The organism is Lewinella sp. W8, from assembly GCF_004375085.3.
GTDB lineage: Bacteria > Bacteroidota > Bacteroidia > Chitinophagales > Saprospiraceae > Neolewinella.
The window spans coordinates 179,256-196,560 of sequence record NZ_SNAQ03000008.1; the positions used below are offsets into that span (position 1 = coordinate 179,256).

At 56.2% G+C, this 17,305-nt stretch carries 13 protein-coding genes; 7 read left to right on the forward strand and 6 right to left on the reverse strand.

The genetic code is table 11. The features are described from left to right. Window positions 1–88: 88 nt before the first annotated feature. Window positions 89–670, reverse strand: coding sequence for a DUF3578 domain-containing protein (locus E1J53_RS11085; RefSeq protein WP_134270584.1), 582 nt, complete (start codon window positions 668–670; stop codon window positions 89–91). A 338-nt stretch (window positions 671–1,008) separates the two neighbouring features. Here E1J53_RS11085 and E1J53_RS11090 point away from each other — a divergent pair, with 338 nt between their 5' ends. Both E1J53_RS11090 and E1J53_RS11095 read left to right on the forward strand, forming a co-directional pair. Continuing rightward, window positions 1,009–2,046 (forward strand): sugar kinase, encoded by a 1,038-nt coding sequence (locus E1J53_RS11090; RefSeq protein ID WP_134270585.1) that lies wholly within the window; start codon window positions 1,009–1,011, stop codon window positions 2,044–2,046. A gap of 11 nt (window positions 2,047–2,057) precedes the next feature. Further along, window positions 2,058–2,720 carry a bifunctional 4-hydroxy-2-oxoglutarate aldolase/2-dehydro-3-deoxy-phosphogluconate aldolase gene (locus E1J53_RS11095; RefSeq protein ID WP_134270586.1) on the forward strand — a complete coding sequence of 221 codons (663 nt, stop codon included), beginning with the start codon at window positions 2,058–2,060 and terminating at the stop codon, window positions 2,718–2,720. A 357-nt stretch (window positions 2,721–3,077) separates the two neighbouring features. On the opposite strand, the gene E1J53_RS11100 is transcribed toward E1J53_RS11095, so the two are convergent. After that, on the reverse strand, window positions 3,078–3,515 hold the full coding sequence (locus E1J53_RS11100; protein ID WP_134270587.1) for a hypothetical protein: 438 nt from the start codon (window positions 3,513–3,515) through the stop codon (window positions 3,078–3,080). A 164-nt stretch (window positions 3,516–3,679) separates the two neighbouring features. Next, entirely contained in the window at window positions 3,680–6,379 is a 2,700-nt protein-coding gene (locus tag E1J53_RS11105) for a valine--tRNA ligase (protein ID WP_134270588.1), read from the reverse strand. A 928-nt stretch (window positions 6,380–7,307) separates the two neighbouring features. Between E1J53_RS11105 and E1J53_RS11110 the strand changes: the two genes are divergently transcribed. From E1J53_RS11110 to E1J53_RS11120, 3 genes are all read left to right on the forward strand, one after another. Next, window positions 7,308–8,651 (forward strand): cytochrome-c peroxidase, encoded by a 1,344-nt coding sequence (locus E1J53_RS11110; protein WP_134270589.1) that lies wholly within the window; start codon window positions 7,308–7,310, stop codon window positions 8,649–8,651. 322 nt (window positions 8,652–8,973) lie between these two features. Then, the gene (locus E1J53_RS11115; protein ID WP_134270590.1) at window positions 8,974–9,798 is read left to right on the forward strand and encodes a DUF6503 family protein; all 825 of its coding nucleotides are present in this window, start codon (window positions 8,974–8,976) and stop codon (window positions 9,796–9,798) included. 43 nt (window positions 9,799–9,841) lie between these two features. Further along, a complete protein-coding gene (locus E1J53_RS11120; protein ID WP_134270591.1) occupies window positions 9,842–10,756 on the forward strand; it encodes an alpha/beta hydrolase in 915 nt (304 codons plus the stop codon). A gap of 9 nt (window positions 10,757–10,765) precedes the next feature. Here E1J53_RS11120 and E1J53_RS11125 read toward each other — a convergent pair whose 3' ends face one another. Beyond that, complete coding sequence (locus E1J53_RS11125) at window positions 10,766–11,647, reverse strand: winged helix-turn-helix domain-containing protein (RefSeq protein WP_134270592.1); 882 nt, start codon at window positions 11,645–11,647, stop codon at window positions 10,766–10,768. A 133-nt stretch (window positions 11,648–11,780) separates the two neighbouring features. Between E1J53_RS11125 and E1J53_RS11130 the strand changes: the two genes are divergently transcribed. Continuing rightward, window positions 11,781–12,641, forward strand: a complete 861-nt coding sequence (locus E1J53_RS11130; protein ID WP_134270593.1) for a hypothetical protein — start codon at window positions 11,781–11,783, stop codon at window positions 12,639–12,641. 138 nt (window positions 12,642–12,779) lie between these two features. Here the strand turns inward: E1J53_RS11130 and E1J53_RS11135 are convergent, their stop codons facing one another. Together E1J53_RS11135 and E1J53_RS11140 are read right to left on the reverse strand one after the other, a co-directional pair. After that, window positions 12,780–13,715, reverse strand: coding sequence for a ribonuclease Z (locus tag E1J53_RS11135; RefSeq protein WP_134270594.1), 936 nt, complete (start codon window positions 13,713–13,715; stop codon window positions 12,780–12,782). A gap of 57 nt (window positions 13,716–13,772) precedes the next feature. Then, window positions 13,773–14,165 (reverse strand): STAS domain-containing protein, encoded by a 393-nt coding sequence (locus E1J53_RS11140; protein ID WP_134270595.1) that lies wholly within the window; start codon window positions 14,163–14,165, stop codon window positions 13,773–13,775. A 410-nt stretch (window positions 14,166–14,575) separates the two neighbouring features. Between E1J53_RS11140 and E1J53_RS11145 the strand changes: the two genes are divergently transcribed. Then, on the forward strand, window positions 14,576–17,152 hold the full coding sequence (locus E1J53_RS11145; RefSeq protein WP_173021448.1) for an ATP-dependent Clp protease ATP-binding subunit: 2,577 nt from the start codon (window positions 14,576–14,578) through the stop codon (window positions 17,150–17,152). Window positions 17,153–17,305: the final 153 nt, after the last annotated feature.

The window sequence follows — 17,305 nt, forward strand, 5'->3', positions numbered from 1 at the left end:
TTGATTGTTCAAGGATTGTAATTATAGCTTACCAAAATTCCCAGTGGAAGACGCGGCCAGTACCCTGCCCTAACCTTAACCAAAAAGCTTACTCAACGACTTGATTTTCATTAGTAATCAGATAATCATAAATCTCCAGGATAAGCAACAAGTCTTCCTGCATTATTTGCATATCCGGGACGTCCCCGGCGCCATAATACTTAGCGATTACCGTTCCGGCTTCGTAATTCTTTGCGGTATCGGTCTCGCCCAGTAATTCGATACTGGTGAGGGGAAATTCTGGAGGAATTTCTCCAATCGCATCCCGAAAGATATTAGCCTGGGACTTCAATACGCTACGGGATTTTTTTCGGTACCGAGCCATGATGTTCGCCACGGCGAGATTCAGCGATAGGTAAAACCCGGACAAATCCTTTTTAAACAAATAGACGGGGTAAAAGCCCCTCCGCGGAGATTCCGTAACCCTTCGGTCCATCACCGCCAGCCACGGGCAGTGCGCCCAGGCACTTCGCCCCGCCGACCCACGCACGAGGTACCGCTCATCGTGGTCAATTAACCCGTGAATTTCCTTTGGGAATTCCTTCCGGATGCTAGAGGCCAGACGATGCCCCGCGAAGCTTCCGCAGGAAGCGAGTGGGTATTCATGTAAAATGATTTCAAACAGGTTCATAGGATTTTACTTCGTGCTGTTGATCAGTCCCTGTCCTTGCCCCGTTATCGTTTAGCATATGAGCTAATAAAGGGTTAGGGAAATTTTTATAAATATTCTCCTCAATGGGTCAACGCGATTTACGGGGGAATACCTACCCTATTCCCGCAAAATCTCCTTAAGTACTGCATTAAGTTTCTGCGGATGCCCATCGCTTTATTGTTGGTCCAAGAGTATTTCGACCCTAACATCTTCTCCAAGCTGATAATTTTGGCCGTGGTACGTGACCATTGCCAGCGTCTGGCTATTTTACCCGACCATAAAACCACTGAAACTCAACTCTACAACTTATAAACACTATGCCTAGAATAGTAACCTTCGGTGAAATCATGCTTCGTCTCAGTCCCCCGGGCTGGAAACGTTTTTCCCAGGCCAGCTCCTTTGACGTTATTTACGGAGGGGGCGAATCCAACGTTGCGGTAACCCTGGCCAACTACGGCATGGAAAGCCGCTTCGTTACCCGCCTGCCCAAAAATGATTTGGGTGATTGCGCCCTGAACTCCCTCCGGGCGCGCGGCGTAGACACGAGTCACGTCGTCCGTGGTGGGGATCGACTGGGGATTTACTTCCTCGAAACCGGAGCAATGCAGCGAGGCTCAAAAGTGATCTACGACCGGGATCATTCGGGCATGGCGACCATCGTGCCCGGTGAAATTGACTGGGACAGTGTCTTCGAAGACGTTGATTGGTTCCACTGGACCGGAATTACGCCCGCACTCAGTCAATCCGCTGCGGATGCCTGTTTGGAAGCCTGTAAGGTGGCTTCCGCCAGGGGCGTAACCATCTCCACGGACCTCAACTACCGCAAAAAACTATGGAACTACGGGAAATCGCCCCAGGAGATCATGCCGGCCCTCGTTGAGCTCTGTGACGTTATTCTGGGGAACGAAGAAGACGCCGAGAAACACTTTGATATTCACCCCGAATCGGTGGACGTAACCAAAGGAGACACAATGGACCCGGAGGCATATCTCCCCGTCTGCAAGGCGCTGATGAAACGTTTCCCAAAGGCGAAGAAGGTAATTACGACCCTGCGTGGCTCCATTTCCGCCAGCCACAACACCTGGTCTGGTGTCATGTGGGACGGTGAGCGGATGTACACTGCACCAACTTACCAGTTGAGCCACATTGTGGACCGCGTCGGTGGAGGCGACAGCTTTATGGGCGGACTCATTTACAGCCTCCAAACCTGGCCGGACGACGACGCGAAAGCACTGCGTTTTGCGGTAGCGGCCTCGGCGCTGAAACATTCCATCTTTGGCGACGCCAACCTCGCTACGCCGGAAGAGGTCATGAACCTGATGGAGGGCGACGGCAGTGGACGCGTATCTCGATAAATTCAGTAATCATGGACAGATTAACCGTACACCAAACCGTCCTGGAACAGGGCGTTGTACCGCTCGCCTACATTGCGGATTCGGACGTAGCTAAACACATCGTCGACGCACTTTATGCCGGGGGATTGCGCAGTTTTGAATTCACCAACCGGGGCGTCGGTGCCCATAAAGTATTCGACGGACTGGCGGAGCATTGTCGGGCGAACTATCCGGATATGGCGCTTGGCGTCGGTTCGGTGGTCGACTCCGGCACCACGAGCCTGTACATTTCGCTCGGTGCAGATTTCATTGTCAGCCCCATGCTGGTGGAGGCCTTAGCCCCCCTTTGCAACCGCCGGAAAGTCGGCTGGATGCCGGGCTGTTTTACCCCCTCCGAAATCGGCCGGGCGGAAGAGCTCGGTGCAGAGATCGTCAAGCTATTCCCCGGCAATGCCGTGGTTCCGGGATTCATCAAATCCGTATTGGCGCCTTCCCCCCGTACCCGCATCATGGTAACGGGTGGTGTGAAGCCGGAAGCAGAGAACCTGAGCCGTTGGTTCGGTGAAGGTGCCGCAGCGGTGGGAATGGGCTCCGCCTTGGTCCGCAAGGACCTGATCAGCGCGAAAGACTACTCCGGAATACAACGTCTCACGGAGGAGGTCATCGAACTGGTCAATGCCGCCAGGGGAGCCTAGGGTTCCTTAAGGCAACATTCAATCACAACATAACAGACGGTTTCATATAATTCAATGAATACAACGAATTATAAAGTTGTCATCGTCACCAGCGGTATCGGCTTCGAAGAAGGAAAACGCCTGGGATAAGATGGATTTTTGGTCGCCTCGGCCAGCCAGAAGACGTAACCGGAGGGGCATGTTTGGTTTTATGAGGGTGAAGGCTACACATTGGCTCTTGTACATGCAATAACCTTGGCGCTTGCTTTAGCAGGAGGTTCAGCATAACTGTTCAGTAGCACATCCACTGTAGCCAATGGGTCCACAACTCCAACGCTACAATTCGAACCACCTTAGCACCCAAAATTTCATCTAATATTATTGCTCAAAAATCCTCTTCTCGATTGCAGCAAGCCGCTCTATCCCCCTTTCACTTAGCATGAAGTCGCCGATATCAGGGGTTGTTCTGATCTGATAACAGTGAAAGCAGATTGTTGAGTGTCCAACAACCTCATTTTGCTTTCCATAGAAGACATAGCCGATATGGGGATCAAAGCAAAGCGCGGCAGTGTTACTATACGTTGTTTTATTCGCAAGAATAGCTAATAACTTTCTGACTTCTCCGGAATTGAGTACCTCTTCCTCTCCGGTAACTAGTCTTGAAAGTTGTCCATCTTCAATTACCTCTCCAGGCTCTCCACTCAATTTATAAGCAACTACGCGTTCAAATTTTTCCGCGGGGAAGTCATTCAAATGGCTTTCTTCGGCGCAACAACAACACACTGTAAAAAATAGAATCCATACAATTTGCCTCATGATTGATAACTGCGTAGATAATTTCTTCTTTCGGAAGCCTTCACCCCGTACGTAGGGTAATACCAATATACCCGATCTGCTCCTATCCGTCAAAAAGAAAATGGGCGAACTAACGCCGTTAGTCCGCCCATTACTTTTTTCCTGGAGCCGCATGAGGCTCCCCCCTACCCCAACATCTTCTCCAAACTCGCAATCTTGGCCGTTGCGTCGGCCTGCTTCTTGCGTTCGAGGGCCACGACGGCGTCCGGGGCGTTGGCGACGAAGCGTTCGTTGCTCAGCTTCTTCTCCACGCCCTTCAGGAAGCCGCGCAGGCGGTTGAGCTCGACCTCCATCTTGGCCCGCTCTTCGGCCAGGTCAATGGTTTCGTTCAGGACGAGGTAACCGGTATCGTTACCGATCAGGAAGGGCAGGGCGTTAGCGGGCGCTTCCTCCACGAGGCCAACTTCCGTCAATACACCGCTCTTTTTCAAAAATGACGTGGCACCTGCGCTTTGACGCCCTAATAACTCCTCGCTCTCCGCGCTGCGCTTGATGAACAACTTCAGTTCCTCCCGCTGGTTGATGCCGCGCTGGTTGCGGACGTCGCGAACATGGGAAACGGCCTGCTGGAGGGTGCCGAAACGCTTCAGTAGCGCCGCATCGAATGCGCCGGCCTCCGGCCAGCTGGACACGATACAGTCCTCCCCTTCCGCGCGTTCCCGCAGCTGGTGCCATACCTCTTCGGTGACGAAGGGCATGAAGGGATGCAGCAACGTCATGAGCCGCTCGAAGATGGCGATCGTCGCGTCGTAGGTCTGTTTGCTCAGGGTACCGTCCGCGGGCTTGATGGCCTCCAGGTACCAGGAGCAGAAATCGTCCCAGATGAGGCTGCGTAGCGTCATCAACGCGTCGCTGATGCGGTACTCCCCCATCAGGCGGTCCACCTCCCCGATGCTGTAGTTCAGCCTGGCTTCCATCCAGGCCGTGGCCAGACTTGCCGTGGGGTCCGGTTCCCGGTCCGCTACGGAGAAGCCCTGGATCAGGCGGTTGGCGTTGAAGATCTTATTACAGAATTTTTTTCCCTGATTACAGAGTTCACTCTCGTTGAGTACCTGCTTCGTTTTGGGGTCCAACGGGGCATCAAAAACGATGTCGTTACCCGCCGCGGCACTGCTCAGCATACCGAAGCGAACGCCGTCGGCCCCGTAGTTGGCCAGCAGCTCCAGAGCGTCCGGACTGTTCCCCAGACTCTTGGACATCTTCCGCCGCTTCTCGTCGCGGACCATCCCCGTGAAGTACACGTTGCGGAAGGGCATTCGTCCCTTCGCGTCCACGAATTCCTTACCGAGCAGGTCTTCGCTGAACTCGTAGCCGGCCATGATCATCCGGGCAACCCAGAAGAACATGATGTCCCAGCCCGTGACCAGGTCGTTGGTCGGGTAGTAATATTCCAGTTCCTCTTTCGATTGCCAGCCGTGGAAAACGGACATGGGCCACAGCCAGCTGGAGAACCAGGTGTCCAGTACGTCCTCGTCCTGGGTGAGGTCCGCCATGCTTAGGCCCGGGTGCTTTTCTTGGGCCTGCGCCAGGGCTTCCTCGGCGGTTTCGGCGACGTAAATCTCCTCTCCGTAGTACCAGGCCGGAATGCGTTGTCCCCACCAGAGTTGCCGACTGATGGGCCAGTCCCGGACGTTCTCCGGCTTCAACCAGCTGCGGTACATGTTGATCATGTTCTCGGGGTGGAACTTGACCTCCCCGGACTCTACGGCGCCCAGCGCCGTGGCCGCCAGGTCATCCATCTTCAGGAACCACTGCATCGTGAGCCGGGGCTCGATGACGGCGTCGGTTCGCTCCGAGCGGCCCACGCTGGTGCGGTAGCCCTTGGTTTCCAGCAGGTCGCCACTGGCCTTCAGTTTCTTGACGAACTCGACGCGGGCCGCATCGCGGTCCATCCCGACGAAGAACTTCGCGTTTTCGTTCAGGGTGCCGTCGGGATTGAGCAGGTCAATGACCTCCAGACCGTGCTTTTCGCCCAGCTCGTTGTCGTTCATGTCGTGGGCCGGCGTCACCTTGAGGGCACCGGTACCGAACTCCCGATCGACGTACTCGTCGAGGATGATCGGAATTTCCCGGTCCACCATCGGCACGACTACTTTCATCCCGTGGTACTTGGTGTAGCGTTCATCTTCGGGGTGAACGGCCAGGGCCGTATCCGCCGGAATGGTTTCCGGACGGCTGGTGGCGATGATGATGTACTCGTCTTCCGTTCCCGCTACCCGGTAGCGAACCGAGTAGAGGTTCTTGTTTTCGTCGGAGTGAATGACCTCCTCGTTGGAGAGTACCGTCTGGGCCACGGGGTCCCAGTTGGTCATCCGCAGGCCGCGGTAGAGTTTCCCCTTTTTGTAGAGGTCGACGAATACCTTGATGACCGATTCGTAGAGTTTCGGCTCCATCGTGAAGCGGGTGCGCTCCCAGTCGCAACTGGCGCCGAGCTTCTGGAGCTGATCCAGAATCTTACCGCCGTACTCTTCCTTCCACGCGAAGGCGTGTTCGAGGAATTCTTCCCGGCCGATGTCCGATTTTTTGATGCCCTGCTCGCGCAGTTTCTTGACCACCTTGGCTTCCGTAGCGATGCTGGCGTGGTCCGTTCCCGGCACCCAGCAGGCGTTCTTCCCGTCCAGTCGCGCCTTGCGGATCAGGACGTCCTGAATCGTGTTGTTCAGCATGTGCCCCATGTGCAGGACCCCGGTCACGTTCGGTGGCGGAATCACGATGGTGTAGGGCTCCCGTTCGTCGGGTTCGCTGTGGAAATAGTTCTTCTCCAGCCAGTGCTGGTACCATTTCGCTTCAACTTCGTTGGCCTGATACGTCTTAGGGGTGGACATGGGCGTGAATTTTGGCGCTTCCCATCGGGGGAAAGACACCGGAATTTGCTTTGCTTACGGGCGGCGAAGATACGGCGACCCGGGTGGTTTTCGTAACGGTTTTGGCGGGGGAAAAAGTTCCTCCGTTTTCGAGGTTCAACGGTCTGGTTAATTTCGAGAATTGGGGCGACGGAGCGCAGGTGCAGTGGAACGACGTGGAGCGGAATCCTCGCGCTCTGCCGGGATGCATGGGTTTAGGTTTCAGGATTAAGGCTCTAGGACCAAGGAAAGCTCAGGTCTTCAGCTGAAACGCGAAGCATGGGAGAGGGAGTGGTCCGCCGAGTGGTCCGCCGACCGGCGGAAGAGAAGCCACCTAGTCCGGTAACCTCTCCTGCTCCGGGATTGGCTCGACGTGGAACGCTACGGATTTGAGGTGCGCTTCCCAGGGACCACGAAGCGTGCAACAAGCGCAGCGCGTTGCTCCTTTGTGCGTCCCCACCGGCTTTAATTTCAGCATCACCAAACGACCAGCTTGCAGAGCAAGCCTTTTCCGGAGGCTTTTCCACCTCAGCATTCCGCCTCACCCTTCACGACCGGCGTAAGAGAAGCCACCTCGTCCGGTAACCTCTCCTGCTCCGGGATTGGCTCAACGTGGAACGCTACCGATTTGAGGTGCGCTTCCCCGGGACCACGAAGCGTGCAACAAGCGCAGCGCGTTGCTCCTTTGTGCGTCCCTACCGACTGTAATTTCCCCATCATCAAACGACCGGCTTGCAGAGCAAGCCTTCTCCTGATACTTCTCCGCCTTAGCCTTAGCCTTCTCCTTAGCCTCCCCCCCGCTCCTGAAATTTGGTCCCAAATTTCCCAATTACCCGATTCCTTACTTCTCCTTTACTAAATTTACACCCTCTATTCTTTTTAGTGCATTGTCTTTAGTCTTTCCCTACTCATGAAGCAAACGACCTTTCTCCTACTCTGTGCCAGTCTCCTGTTTTTCTCCCATTGCCAGATGGAAGATGATTTTGAGGTTGGTTTAGACCAACAATTACTGGAAGTCATCCAGCGGGCTAACCCGGAAGGGCGCAAGGCCTTTATCCTGCCCGAAGAAACCGACTTTGACGCCATCCCCCAGGATCCGCTGAACCCCATCACCGCCGAGAAGGTGCGGCTGGGCCGTTTCCTCTTTCACGAAACGGGTATTGGCGTAGAGGCCGTCATGGAGGGCAACCTGCGCACCTACAGCTGCGCCTCCTGTCACTTTGCCGGTGCGGGCTTCCAGGCCGGTCGCTTCCAGGGAATTGGGGAAGGGGGCGCGGGCTTCGGCGTTAACGGAGAGCGAAGAGACCGGGATGAACGCACCGCGGCCGAGGACCTGGACGTGCAGCCGATCCGTAGTCCGGCTGCGCTTAATACCGCCTACCAGGAAGTCATGCTCTGGAACGGACAATTCGGAGCTACCGGAATCAACGAGGGCACCGAAGAACAATGGACGCCCAATACGCCGAAGGAAAATAACTTTCTCGGCTTTCAGGGTATTGAGACCCAGGCTATCGCCGGCCTGGGGGTCCACCGGCTGAACATGACGCCAGAGTTGGCGGAAGAATTAGGCTACACGACCCTCTTCGATGCGGCCTTCCCGAACGTCAGCGGCCCGAGCCGCTACAGCCTGCTCAACGCCGCCCTGGCCATCGCCGCCTACGAACGCACCCTCCTGGCCAACGAGGCCCCCTTCCAGAATTGGCTGCGCGGGAACCCCAACGGGCTTACGGACGCGGAAAAGCGCGGCGCCATTGTCTTTTTCGATAAAGGAAATTGTGTAAGCTGTCATTCCTCCCCCGCCCTCAACAGTATGGAATTCCACGCCCTGGGCATGAATGACCTGTTCGACTGTCCCGAAGAAACCTTCGGCACTAGTTCGGACAATCCAGCAAACCTGGGACGCGGCGGATTCACCCTCCGCGAGGAAGACAACTATAAGTTTAAGGTCCCCCAACTCTATAACCTCAGTCAGTCCCGCTTCTACGGACACGGCGCCAGCCTGCGCAGTATTCGGGACGTGGTGGTCTATAAAAATATGGGAGTGCCTGAAAAGAGTGGCGTCCCCTCCACTCAACTGGCCGCCGGCTTCCAACCCCTCGGCCTGACCGAGCAAGAAATTGACGACCTGACCGCCTTCCTCACCACCGGCCTCCGGGACGGAAACCTACGCCGGTACGAACCCTCTACCCTGCCCTCCGGGCAGTGCTTCCCCAACGCCGACTTCCTCTCGCAACGGGATTTGGACTGCCTGTAAGAGATTCCTTCTGGTGCACCGTTAAGGAAGGTAGCTTTGCCGGACCTCCGTCTCCTTCTACCAGGTCGGCGGACAAACCTGATCGTGCCTCGCGTTTCGGCCGACAACCTTTCCCCCTTCGGCCTGGAAGGCCGTTCCTCTCTGCGGAGCAAGGTCTGCTGGGCGTTCGCAGAACGCACCAGGGCTTTGCGACACCAAGACCCCGGTCGCTTTTCGGGGAAAAGCTCCACCACATCAGGATCTAGGTGAACTGACAAGCTAACATAAAGCCATCCCTCTCCTTCAACTTCCCACCCGTATTTTCGCCCCAGAAACTTGAACCATGGTTGAGAAGATAATGCCCCTCCTGCTACTCGCACTAATCGCCTCCGTGCTCGCCGCCTGTAACGACCAGGCGACCGAAGCACCTTCTTTGGAAGTTCCTGCCTCTGAAAGCACAGCTGATCCGTACGCGGAGTTGCCCCAGGCGGAGCGCATCATCGCCCTGGCCGTAGAAGCCTCGAAGCTGACCGAACTCGACTCGGCCGCCTACACCTTCCGCTTCCGCGACAAAGAATACGGCTACGAAAATCTCGGGGGGCAATTCAAATACGAGCGGTGGTGGACCGATTCCGTCAGCGGCGACCAGATCCGTGACGTCCTGACCAACATCGGACTGCAACGCTTCACCAACGGGACGATCACCACTTTGTCCGCCAAGGACAGCGCCGCCTACGCTAATTCCGTCAATTCGGTCATCTACTTCGCCTTCATGCCCTATCCGCTGCAGGATCCCGCAGTGCGGGCCGAATATCTCGGACAGGAAACCATCCGCGGAGAAATACTCGACAAGCTTGGCATCACCTTCGCCGCCGAGGGCGGCGGGCAGGATTACGAAGACGAGTTCCGGTACTGGTTTGACCCCTCCTCCCACCAACTAAAATACCTGGCTTACACCGAAGCCGGAAATAAGGCGCCCCGTTTCCGGCAGGCCTTCAACGAACGGGAGGAGGCCGGCATCATGGTACGGGATTACCACAACTTCCACATCCCCAAAAACCCGCCCACGCCGGTGGACGAACTCGCTCCGCGCTTCAATGAGGGCAATTTGAAACTTCTTTCGGAGATTATTGCCGAAGAATACCGGGACCTGTCGGGCCAGAAATAGCCACATTACCTAACAATGCATTACCGATTGCTATCTTAAATGCATGAAAAAGTGGATTCTCATCGGACTGGGGGGCTTTGTCCTCTTCCTGGTCGTGTTCTTCGGCCGTATATTTTGGGGCCAATATCAGCAGCACCTGGCTCAAAAAGAGTTTGAGGCGAACGTCACCAATACCGCCTCTCCCGGCGTCACGGTGCTGCGGGATTCTTTCCTGATCGACTACCAAAACGAGAAGCGGACCTTACACGTCTACGTTCCTCCCGGCTACGCTGAGGACTCCCTCTCCTACCCGGTGATGTACTTCATGGACGGGGAGAGCTCCTTCAACGACATGGAAAACATGGCCCCGGAATGGCAGATTGACGAAGTCATCGATGCTTCCGTCCGGGCCGGTGGCCCGGGGGCCATCGTCATTGGTATCGCCCAGTCCGACCAGCGCGACCCGGAATACACGCCCTTCCCCATTGACGATTACCCCAACGCCCACGGCGATCGATACATCGACTGGGTAGCCACCAAACTAAAACCCTGGGTGGACACCAACTACCGAACCCTGACGGCCCCCGAGCACACCGCCATTGGCGGTATCTCCCGTAGTGGCATGATGGCCTACTACGCGCTGATGGCCCATCCGGAAGTTTTCGGACTGGCCGTCATCCAGTCGCCATCCCTTTGGGTGGACGAAAACCGGCTACTGGCCATGGATACGCCGGCGGAAGCATTGGCCGGCCGCCGGGCATTCGTCAGCGTAGGGGAGCTGGAAACCCCGATGATTCGGCAAGCCCGCGCCATTCACGATAAGTTATTGGATGCCGGCATCGCACCAGAGGATTTACGCATGGAGATCATCCAGGGAGAAGGGCATTGGCACATGGCCTGGCGCAAATCCTTTGCCATGGCGTATCCGTGGCTGGCGGAGCGGTGGTCGCAGGAACAAGTTTCCGCCGAAATGGAATAGTCACGGGCACTACCCCACCCGAAACCGGTACCCCACCCCGTGTACCGTCTCGATGCTCACGGCCTCGATGTCGGCAATCTTCTTACGGAGCCGAGAGATGAATACGTCCAGACTACGTCCCACCATCACGCCCTCGTCTCCCCAGACCGCGTCATGAATTTTTTCTCTCGCCAGCACGGCGTTGGGGTTTTCCGCCAGATAGGTCAGAAGTTTACATTCCCGGTAGGTCAGCTCGTGTTGCTGCCCGCCCCACTCCAGTCGTTGCACGTCGGGGAGGAGAGCGGCTTCAGTCCCCAGCGGAAGCCGCCGGGGAGCATCCGCGTCGAGGGTGAGTTCCTGGCGGGGCTTGGACCAGTCCAGTACCGGGCCGATGAGCAGGAAGGACAAACCGACCAGCAGTCCCAGATAGAAACCCGTCCCCGGACCGGGGTCATCCGGATGCAACTGAAGGCTGAGGTTGGCACAGCGGGCATCCTGCTCCCGCGACCGGCAGGCGGCTTCGTCCAGGTCATTATTGATGCGGGTGCCGGTGGTAAAGTCAAAGAAGGCCCCCAGGAATTCCTGGCCATCCCCACAATCGAGTAAGGCCAGAGAATAGGGTTGCCGCAATTCAAATTTGGTCAGCACTCCCTGGGTGATGGTCATGATGGAATCGTAATCGATCTCCCGGGCCAGGGGCAGGATAAAACTCAGCTCTCCGGACTTCTCCACGGCGGGTACCGTAGACCGGTCATCCCCCAGTCCCAGCAGGTAATCGTGTCCGATTTGCCGCATGGCCATCCGCACCTTGCGTTCGTCAACCTGCTGGTTCGACTGCAGGATGCTGGTGAGGGATAGCATCAACAAGAGTGCGCCAAGCACGGGAAAAGCGTATTTTAATCCTGGCTTCATAGCATAAAGTTACGATCTAGTAACGCCCCACTCACCCCGAAGTGGGGCCTTTATCGGGGTATTTACATCCTTTTACATGTTGTAAGCTCCTACTTTTTCACTCCGGAGTAGGTTTGTAGAAACGATAATTGCCATGCGAATTCTTCTCTTCCCCATCTTGCTGGCCGCCATGGTGCTTCACGGTCAGGATGATCCCTCCCGGGCCATTTATCTGAGTACCGACGCCGGTCAGACCTGGAGCCCCTTTGATCGGGGGATGCCCGCCATGACCTTCGTCAGCGACGTAATTAATCATCAGGGCACCCTCTACGCCGCCACGGATGGCCACGGGGTATTTATGCTTCCCCCCGGCAAAAAGGAATGGGAGGAGACCAACGACGGATTCGTCGGACCGGTGGACATCAACGCCCTGGCTTCCCGCGGCGACCTCCTGGTGGCCGGCACCTACCGCAACGGCATCTACCTTTCCCGCAGCGGCGGAAAGCGATGGCAACGTCCCATCGTTAATATCCCCAATATTTCCGTCACGTCTCTCTTCATGACCAACAAAACCATCTTTGCCGGCACCGATCGGGGGCTGTACGTCTCGGAAGACAACGGCAACACCTGGCAGGTCCGGTCCAGTGGCCCCCAGATTAATGATCTGTTTTTCTTCGGCGGACAACTCTTCGCCGCCCGCCCGGATGGTCTCGTCTTGAGCGAGGATATGGGGGCGACCTGGACAAGCCTTTATGCGGATTTCACCGTCATGAAAGTTGACTATCTGTGTCCCTATCTGTACGCCTACGTGGGACGGGGCATCGGTTGGATCCGGAAAATCGACGGTAGCGACACCTGGGAAAATCCCTACGTGCGGCTTCCGATTCTCCAGAACGCCACCCTCATGTCCGCGCTGTGGACCGGGCTCCCACTAACGGGCCCCGAGGACGTCCCCTTTCGCAACATCTTTGAAACCCCCATCGGTTGGTTGGCCGCGGGGCGGCCGGGGTGTTAGGGGACTGGTTACTGGTTACTAGTTGTTTGGTTTCGTCGGTGATCGATCACCTTTACTAATCCTGGCGGGAACATATGAGGTGTCGCGAATGATTGCTGTATCCTTAAGCCTCAATCCTTGAACCTCATTCCTAACTCCTCATTCCTCACTCCTCCCCAAATACGGTACCGAAAACTTCCAGCCGTCGTGCGCCGCGAAGCTGTTTGGAAAGATGGCCCGCGCCTCTTCCTCGTGGGCCGAGACATCCGGGTAGCGGGAACTGAAGTGGCCCATGACGAGCGTCCCGACGCCGGCATCGCGGGCGGTAAGGGCCGCTTCCCGGGCCGTGGCGTGGCCCTTGGCGTGCGCGTCTTCCCGCAGCTCGTGGAGAAAAGTTGCCTCGTGATACAAGAGGTCTACGCCGCGGACAAAATTCGCCAGTTCGGGAAAATGTAGCGTATCGGAGCAGTAGGCGAAGCTCCGGGGAGGTGCGGGCGGGATCGTCAGTTCTTGATGCAAAATGCGTTCTCCGGTCGCGGTCACGAAGTCTCCCCCTCCTTTGATCTCCCGGATGGCGGGCCAGGGAATATCGTATTCTTCAATCTTTTCCTTACGGATGTTGGCGGGTCTTTCCTTTTCGCGCAGAAGGTAGCCGTTCGTTTCGATCCGGTGGCGGAGGGGAAAGGCAAATAGTTCCAAAGACTTCAGGCTGATCACCGGGGTGAGATCCTTTGCGGTAAACTCCCGGAATTCCAGGGAAAAGGGAAAGTCAAAGCGGTCGAGTTCGAGTAAGGGGGCGAGGCGCGCGCGCAGGTGCGGTGGAGACAGGATAGTGAGCGGTGTTTTCCGGTCGTAGAGCGCCAGGCTGGTCAGCAATCCGGGGAGGCCGAAGTAGTGATCGCCGTGGAGGTGGGTAATCAGGATGGTGGACGTCCGCCCCAGATTGAGGCCCAGGCTGCGGAGTTGCATCTGGGTGCCTTCCCCGCAGTCGATGAGTACGTCCTCATGTTCGGTGCGCAGGAACACACCGGAACAGTGGCGGCCGTAGGCCGGCAGGGCACCACTGGTGCCCAGAATGGTTACTTCAAAACGCATGATGCTTACGGAGAACCGAAAACGGTAGGCTACCTACCGCCAGGGCAACCGTGGAGGTTACTCCTCGGCTCCCGCCTCGGGTTCACCCTGCATGTCCCGCTGTAGTTCCTCCATGAAGATGTAGTCCACGGATTCCGAAACCGTCGGAAGGATGGTCAGGACGGAGTCTACTTTAGAAATTTCCACCAGACGCTTGACGGCGTCGTGCTCAATCCCGGTGACGATGAAGGTACCCAGGTTAGTCCACAGACGACGGGCCGTCAGGATAGCACTCAGGCCGGAGCTGTCCACGTAAGCCACGGAGCTAAGGTCCAGAATGAGATTCTTGATCCCTTCATTAGCCAGGATTACGAATTCGGATTTAAGCTTGGGAGCTACGGAAGAATTCAGGTTTTCTTCTTCGGGCTTAACGAGCGTGTAGCGTTCCTGCTTATCGATGCTAAATTTCATCTGGTCTTCTATTTGCCGCAAAGGTAGATATTTTAACTTAACCCAACTATTCTTCAGGGAGTTCATTGGCGTCGGCCCCGGAACGAAAATATCTGATCCCCGACCGATGGATTCTGCCGGGAGCCGTTGGAATACCCCCTGATTTCGTCGCAAGAAGACAGACCCGCAACCAACTTATCTTGGCTTCCATTGTTAATTTTCCGTTGCGGGCAAATCGCAAGATATTCTGGCAGCAAATCGGCGAATTGTCAGGTTTATTTGTCAGGTAGTTTCTCGTGGCACGGTTATTTCACAACTGGAATAATACGTTAACGACGCTAACCGGCCCCAACACGGCCATACGTTAACGTCATGGCACCTGCGAGCACGCCCCCAATTTTATTTTTAAATTACCGCACAACATTTATACAATGAATCCAAGCCAGCGGGAATTCAGTCCCGAAATAAAGAAGGCCATGGCCAGAGGAAAGCAGGAAGCTGAAAAGATGGGGCACAGCTACGTTGGCCCCGAACACCTTCTGCTGGGTATTCTGAGCATGGCCGAAACGCTTGCCATCCGGGTGCTGCAAAACCTTGCGGTTGACCTTCAGGCCCTGCGTGATACTATCCGTGAGAATATTCATCGCAACGGTGGCCAGGCCAGTGGACGGACCATCTCCCAACTCCCCCTCAACGACAAGGCCGACCGGGTGTTGAAAGTGACTTTTTTAGAAGCCAAGGCACTTAAAACCTCCGTGGTCAGTCCCGAACACCTCATCCTGTCTATTCTGCGCAACAAGGAACTACCGGCCACGAAGATTCTCCGGCAGTTTGAAGTGGAATACGAAATTTATAAAGCTGAACTAGATTACGTGAAAGACGAAAAAGACTTCACCGAAAACACCGGACTTCCGTTGGGGCAAACCCCCGGCGAAGGTGAACCCTTCGACGAAGACGCCGATCCCGGTCGTGGTGGCGGCAGCCAGGGCGGCGGCCAGCGCCGCTCCAGTGGCAATAAGAGCCGCACCCCCGTCCTCGATAACTTTGGCCGTGACATCACGGCGCTAGCCGAAGAAGATCGCCTGGACCCCATCATCGGTCGCGAAAACGAAATCGAACGGGTTTCTCAGATCCTGAGCCGTCGCAAGAAAAACAACCCCATCCTCATCGGTGAGCCCGGTGTGGGTAAAACCGCCATTGTGGAAGGTCTTGCCCTGCGGATCAAGGACAAAAAAGTAAGTCGCACCCTCTTCGACAAGCGGATTGTGATGCTGGACCTGGCCGCCCTCGTGGCCGGCACCAAGTATCGCGGTCAGTTTGAGGAGCGGATGAAGGCCATCATGACGGAGCTGGAAAAAAGCCGGGACGTGATTCTCTTCATCGACGAGATTCACACCATCGTCGGCGCCGGTGGCGCCACCGGATCCCTGGACGCCAGCAACATCTTCAAACCGGCCCTGGCCCGCGGCGAACTTCAGTGCATCGGTGCCTCCACCCTGGATGAGTACCGCCAGCACATCGAAAAAGATGGTGCCCTTGACCGGCGCTTCCAGAAGGTTCTCGTGAATCCTCCCAGCGCCGAGGAAGCGGTCCACATCCTCAACAACATCAAGCCCAAGTACGAGGAGTTCCACAACGTGAATTACTCCGACGACGCCATTGAGGCCTGCGTAAAACTGAGTGATCGGTACATCACCGACCGCTTCCTTCCGGATAAGGCCATCGACGTGCTCGACGAGGTTGGTGCCCGCACCCACCTCAAGAACATCACCGTCCCCGAACACATCGAGGAAGTGGAGGCCAAGATCGAGGAGGTCAAGGAGCAAAAGAATGCCGCGGTTAAGAACCAGCAGTACGAAAAGGCCGCCGACCTGCGCGATCAGGAAAGCAAGCTGCAACGCTCGCTGGAAGAAGCCAAGGTGAAATGGGAAGAGGAAGCCAAAACCAAACGGTATCCCGTCGGTGAAGAAGACATCGCCGAGGTGGTGTCCATGATGACCGGAATTCCCGTTCGCCGGGTGGCCCAGAACGAGAGCAAGAAGCTGGTCGGGATGGCCGAAGACCTTAAAGGTGCGGTCATCGGACAGGATACGGCCATCGAAAAGGTGACCAAGGCCATCCAGCGGAATCGCGTGGGACTCAAAGATCCCAAGAAGCCCATCGGAACCTTCATCTTCCTCGGCCCCACGGGGGTCGGTAAGACCGAATTGGCAAAGGTGCTGGCTAAGTACATCTTCGACAGCGAAGACAGCCTGATCCGCATCGACATGTCCGAGTACATGGAAAAATTCAGCGTCAGCCGTTTGATTGGTGCTCCTCCGGGATACGTAGGCTACGAGGAAGGCGGTCAGCTGACCGAGAAAGTACGGCGCAAGCCCTACAGTGTCATCCTGCTCGACGAGATCGAGAAAGCACACCCCGACGTCTACAACATCCTGCTCCAGGTACTGGACGACGGACAGCTGACCGACGGTATGGGCCGTAAGGTGGACTTCAAGAACACCCTCATCATCATGACGTCCAACATTGGCGTACGCCAACTGAAGGACTTCGGACAGGGGGTAGGATTTGCCACCAAGGCCCGGACGGAAAACGCGGAGGAAAACAGCAAGGCGGTCATCAACAACGCCCTTAAGCGGACCTTCTCTCCCGAATTCCTGAACCGGATCGACGACGTGGTGATCTTCAACAGCCTCGGACAGGAGGAAATCTTCAAGATTATCGACATTGCCCTCTCGGATCTTTACAAGCGTCTCGACGGACTGGAGTTCCAGTTGGAGCTCAGTGAGGACGCCAAGAAATTTGTGGCCGAGAAAGGTTTTGATCCTCAGTTCGGTGCCCGTCCGTTGCACCGGGCGATCCAGAAATACATTGAAGATCCGCTGGCGGAGTTCATCCTGAACAACAATCCCGCCGGTGGTGCCCACCTGGTGGCCAGTCTCAACGCCGACGGCGACGGGCTGGACATTGCACTACGGGAAGCCGTAGGGTCCGACGTAGAGGAATAAATTACCTTCCGGGTGTTTAGGTGCCCGGAATTGATAAAAATGGATTAGGGTAAGTAGGGGGATTTCCCCTGCTTACCCTATTTTTGTTAGGGACGCGGGTTGCGAAAAGAGCAGGAGTATCCTTCCGGAAAGTCCGACGTCCGTAACATTCAC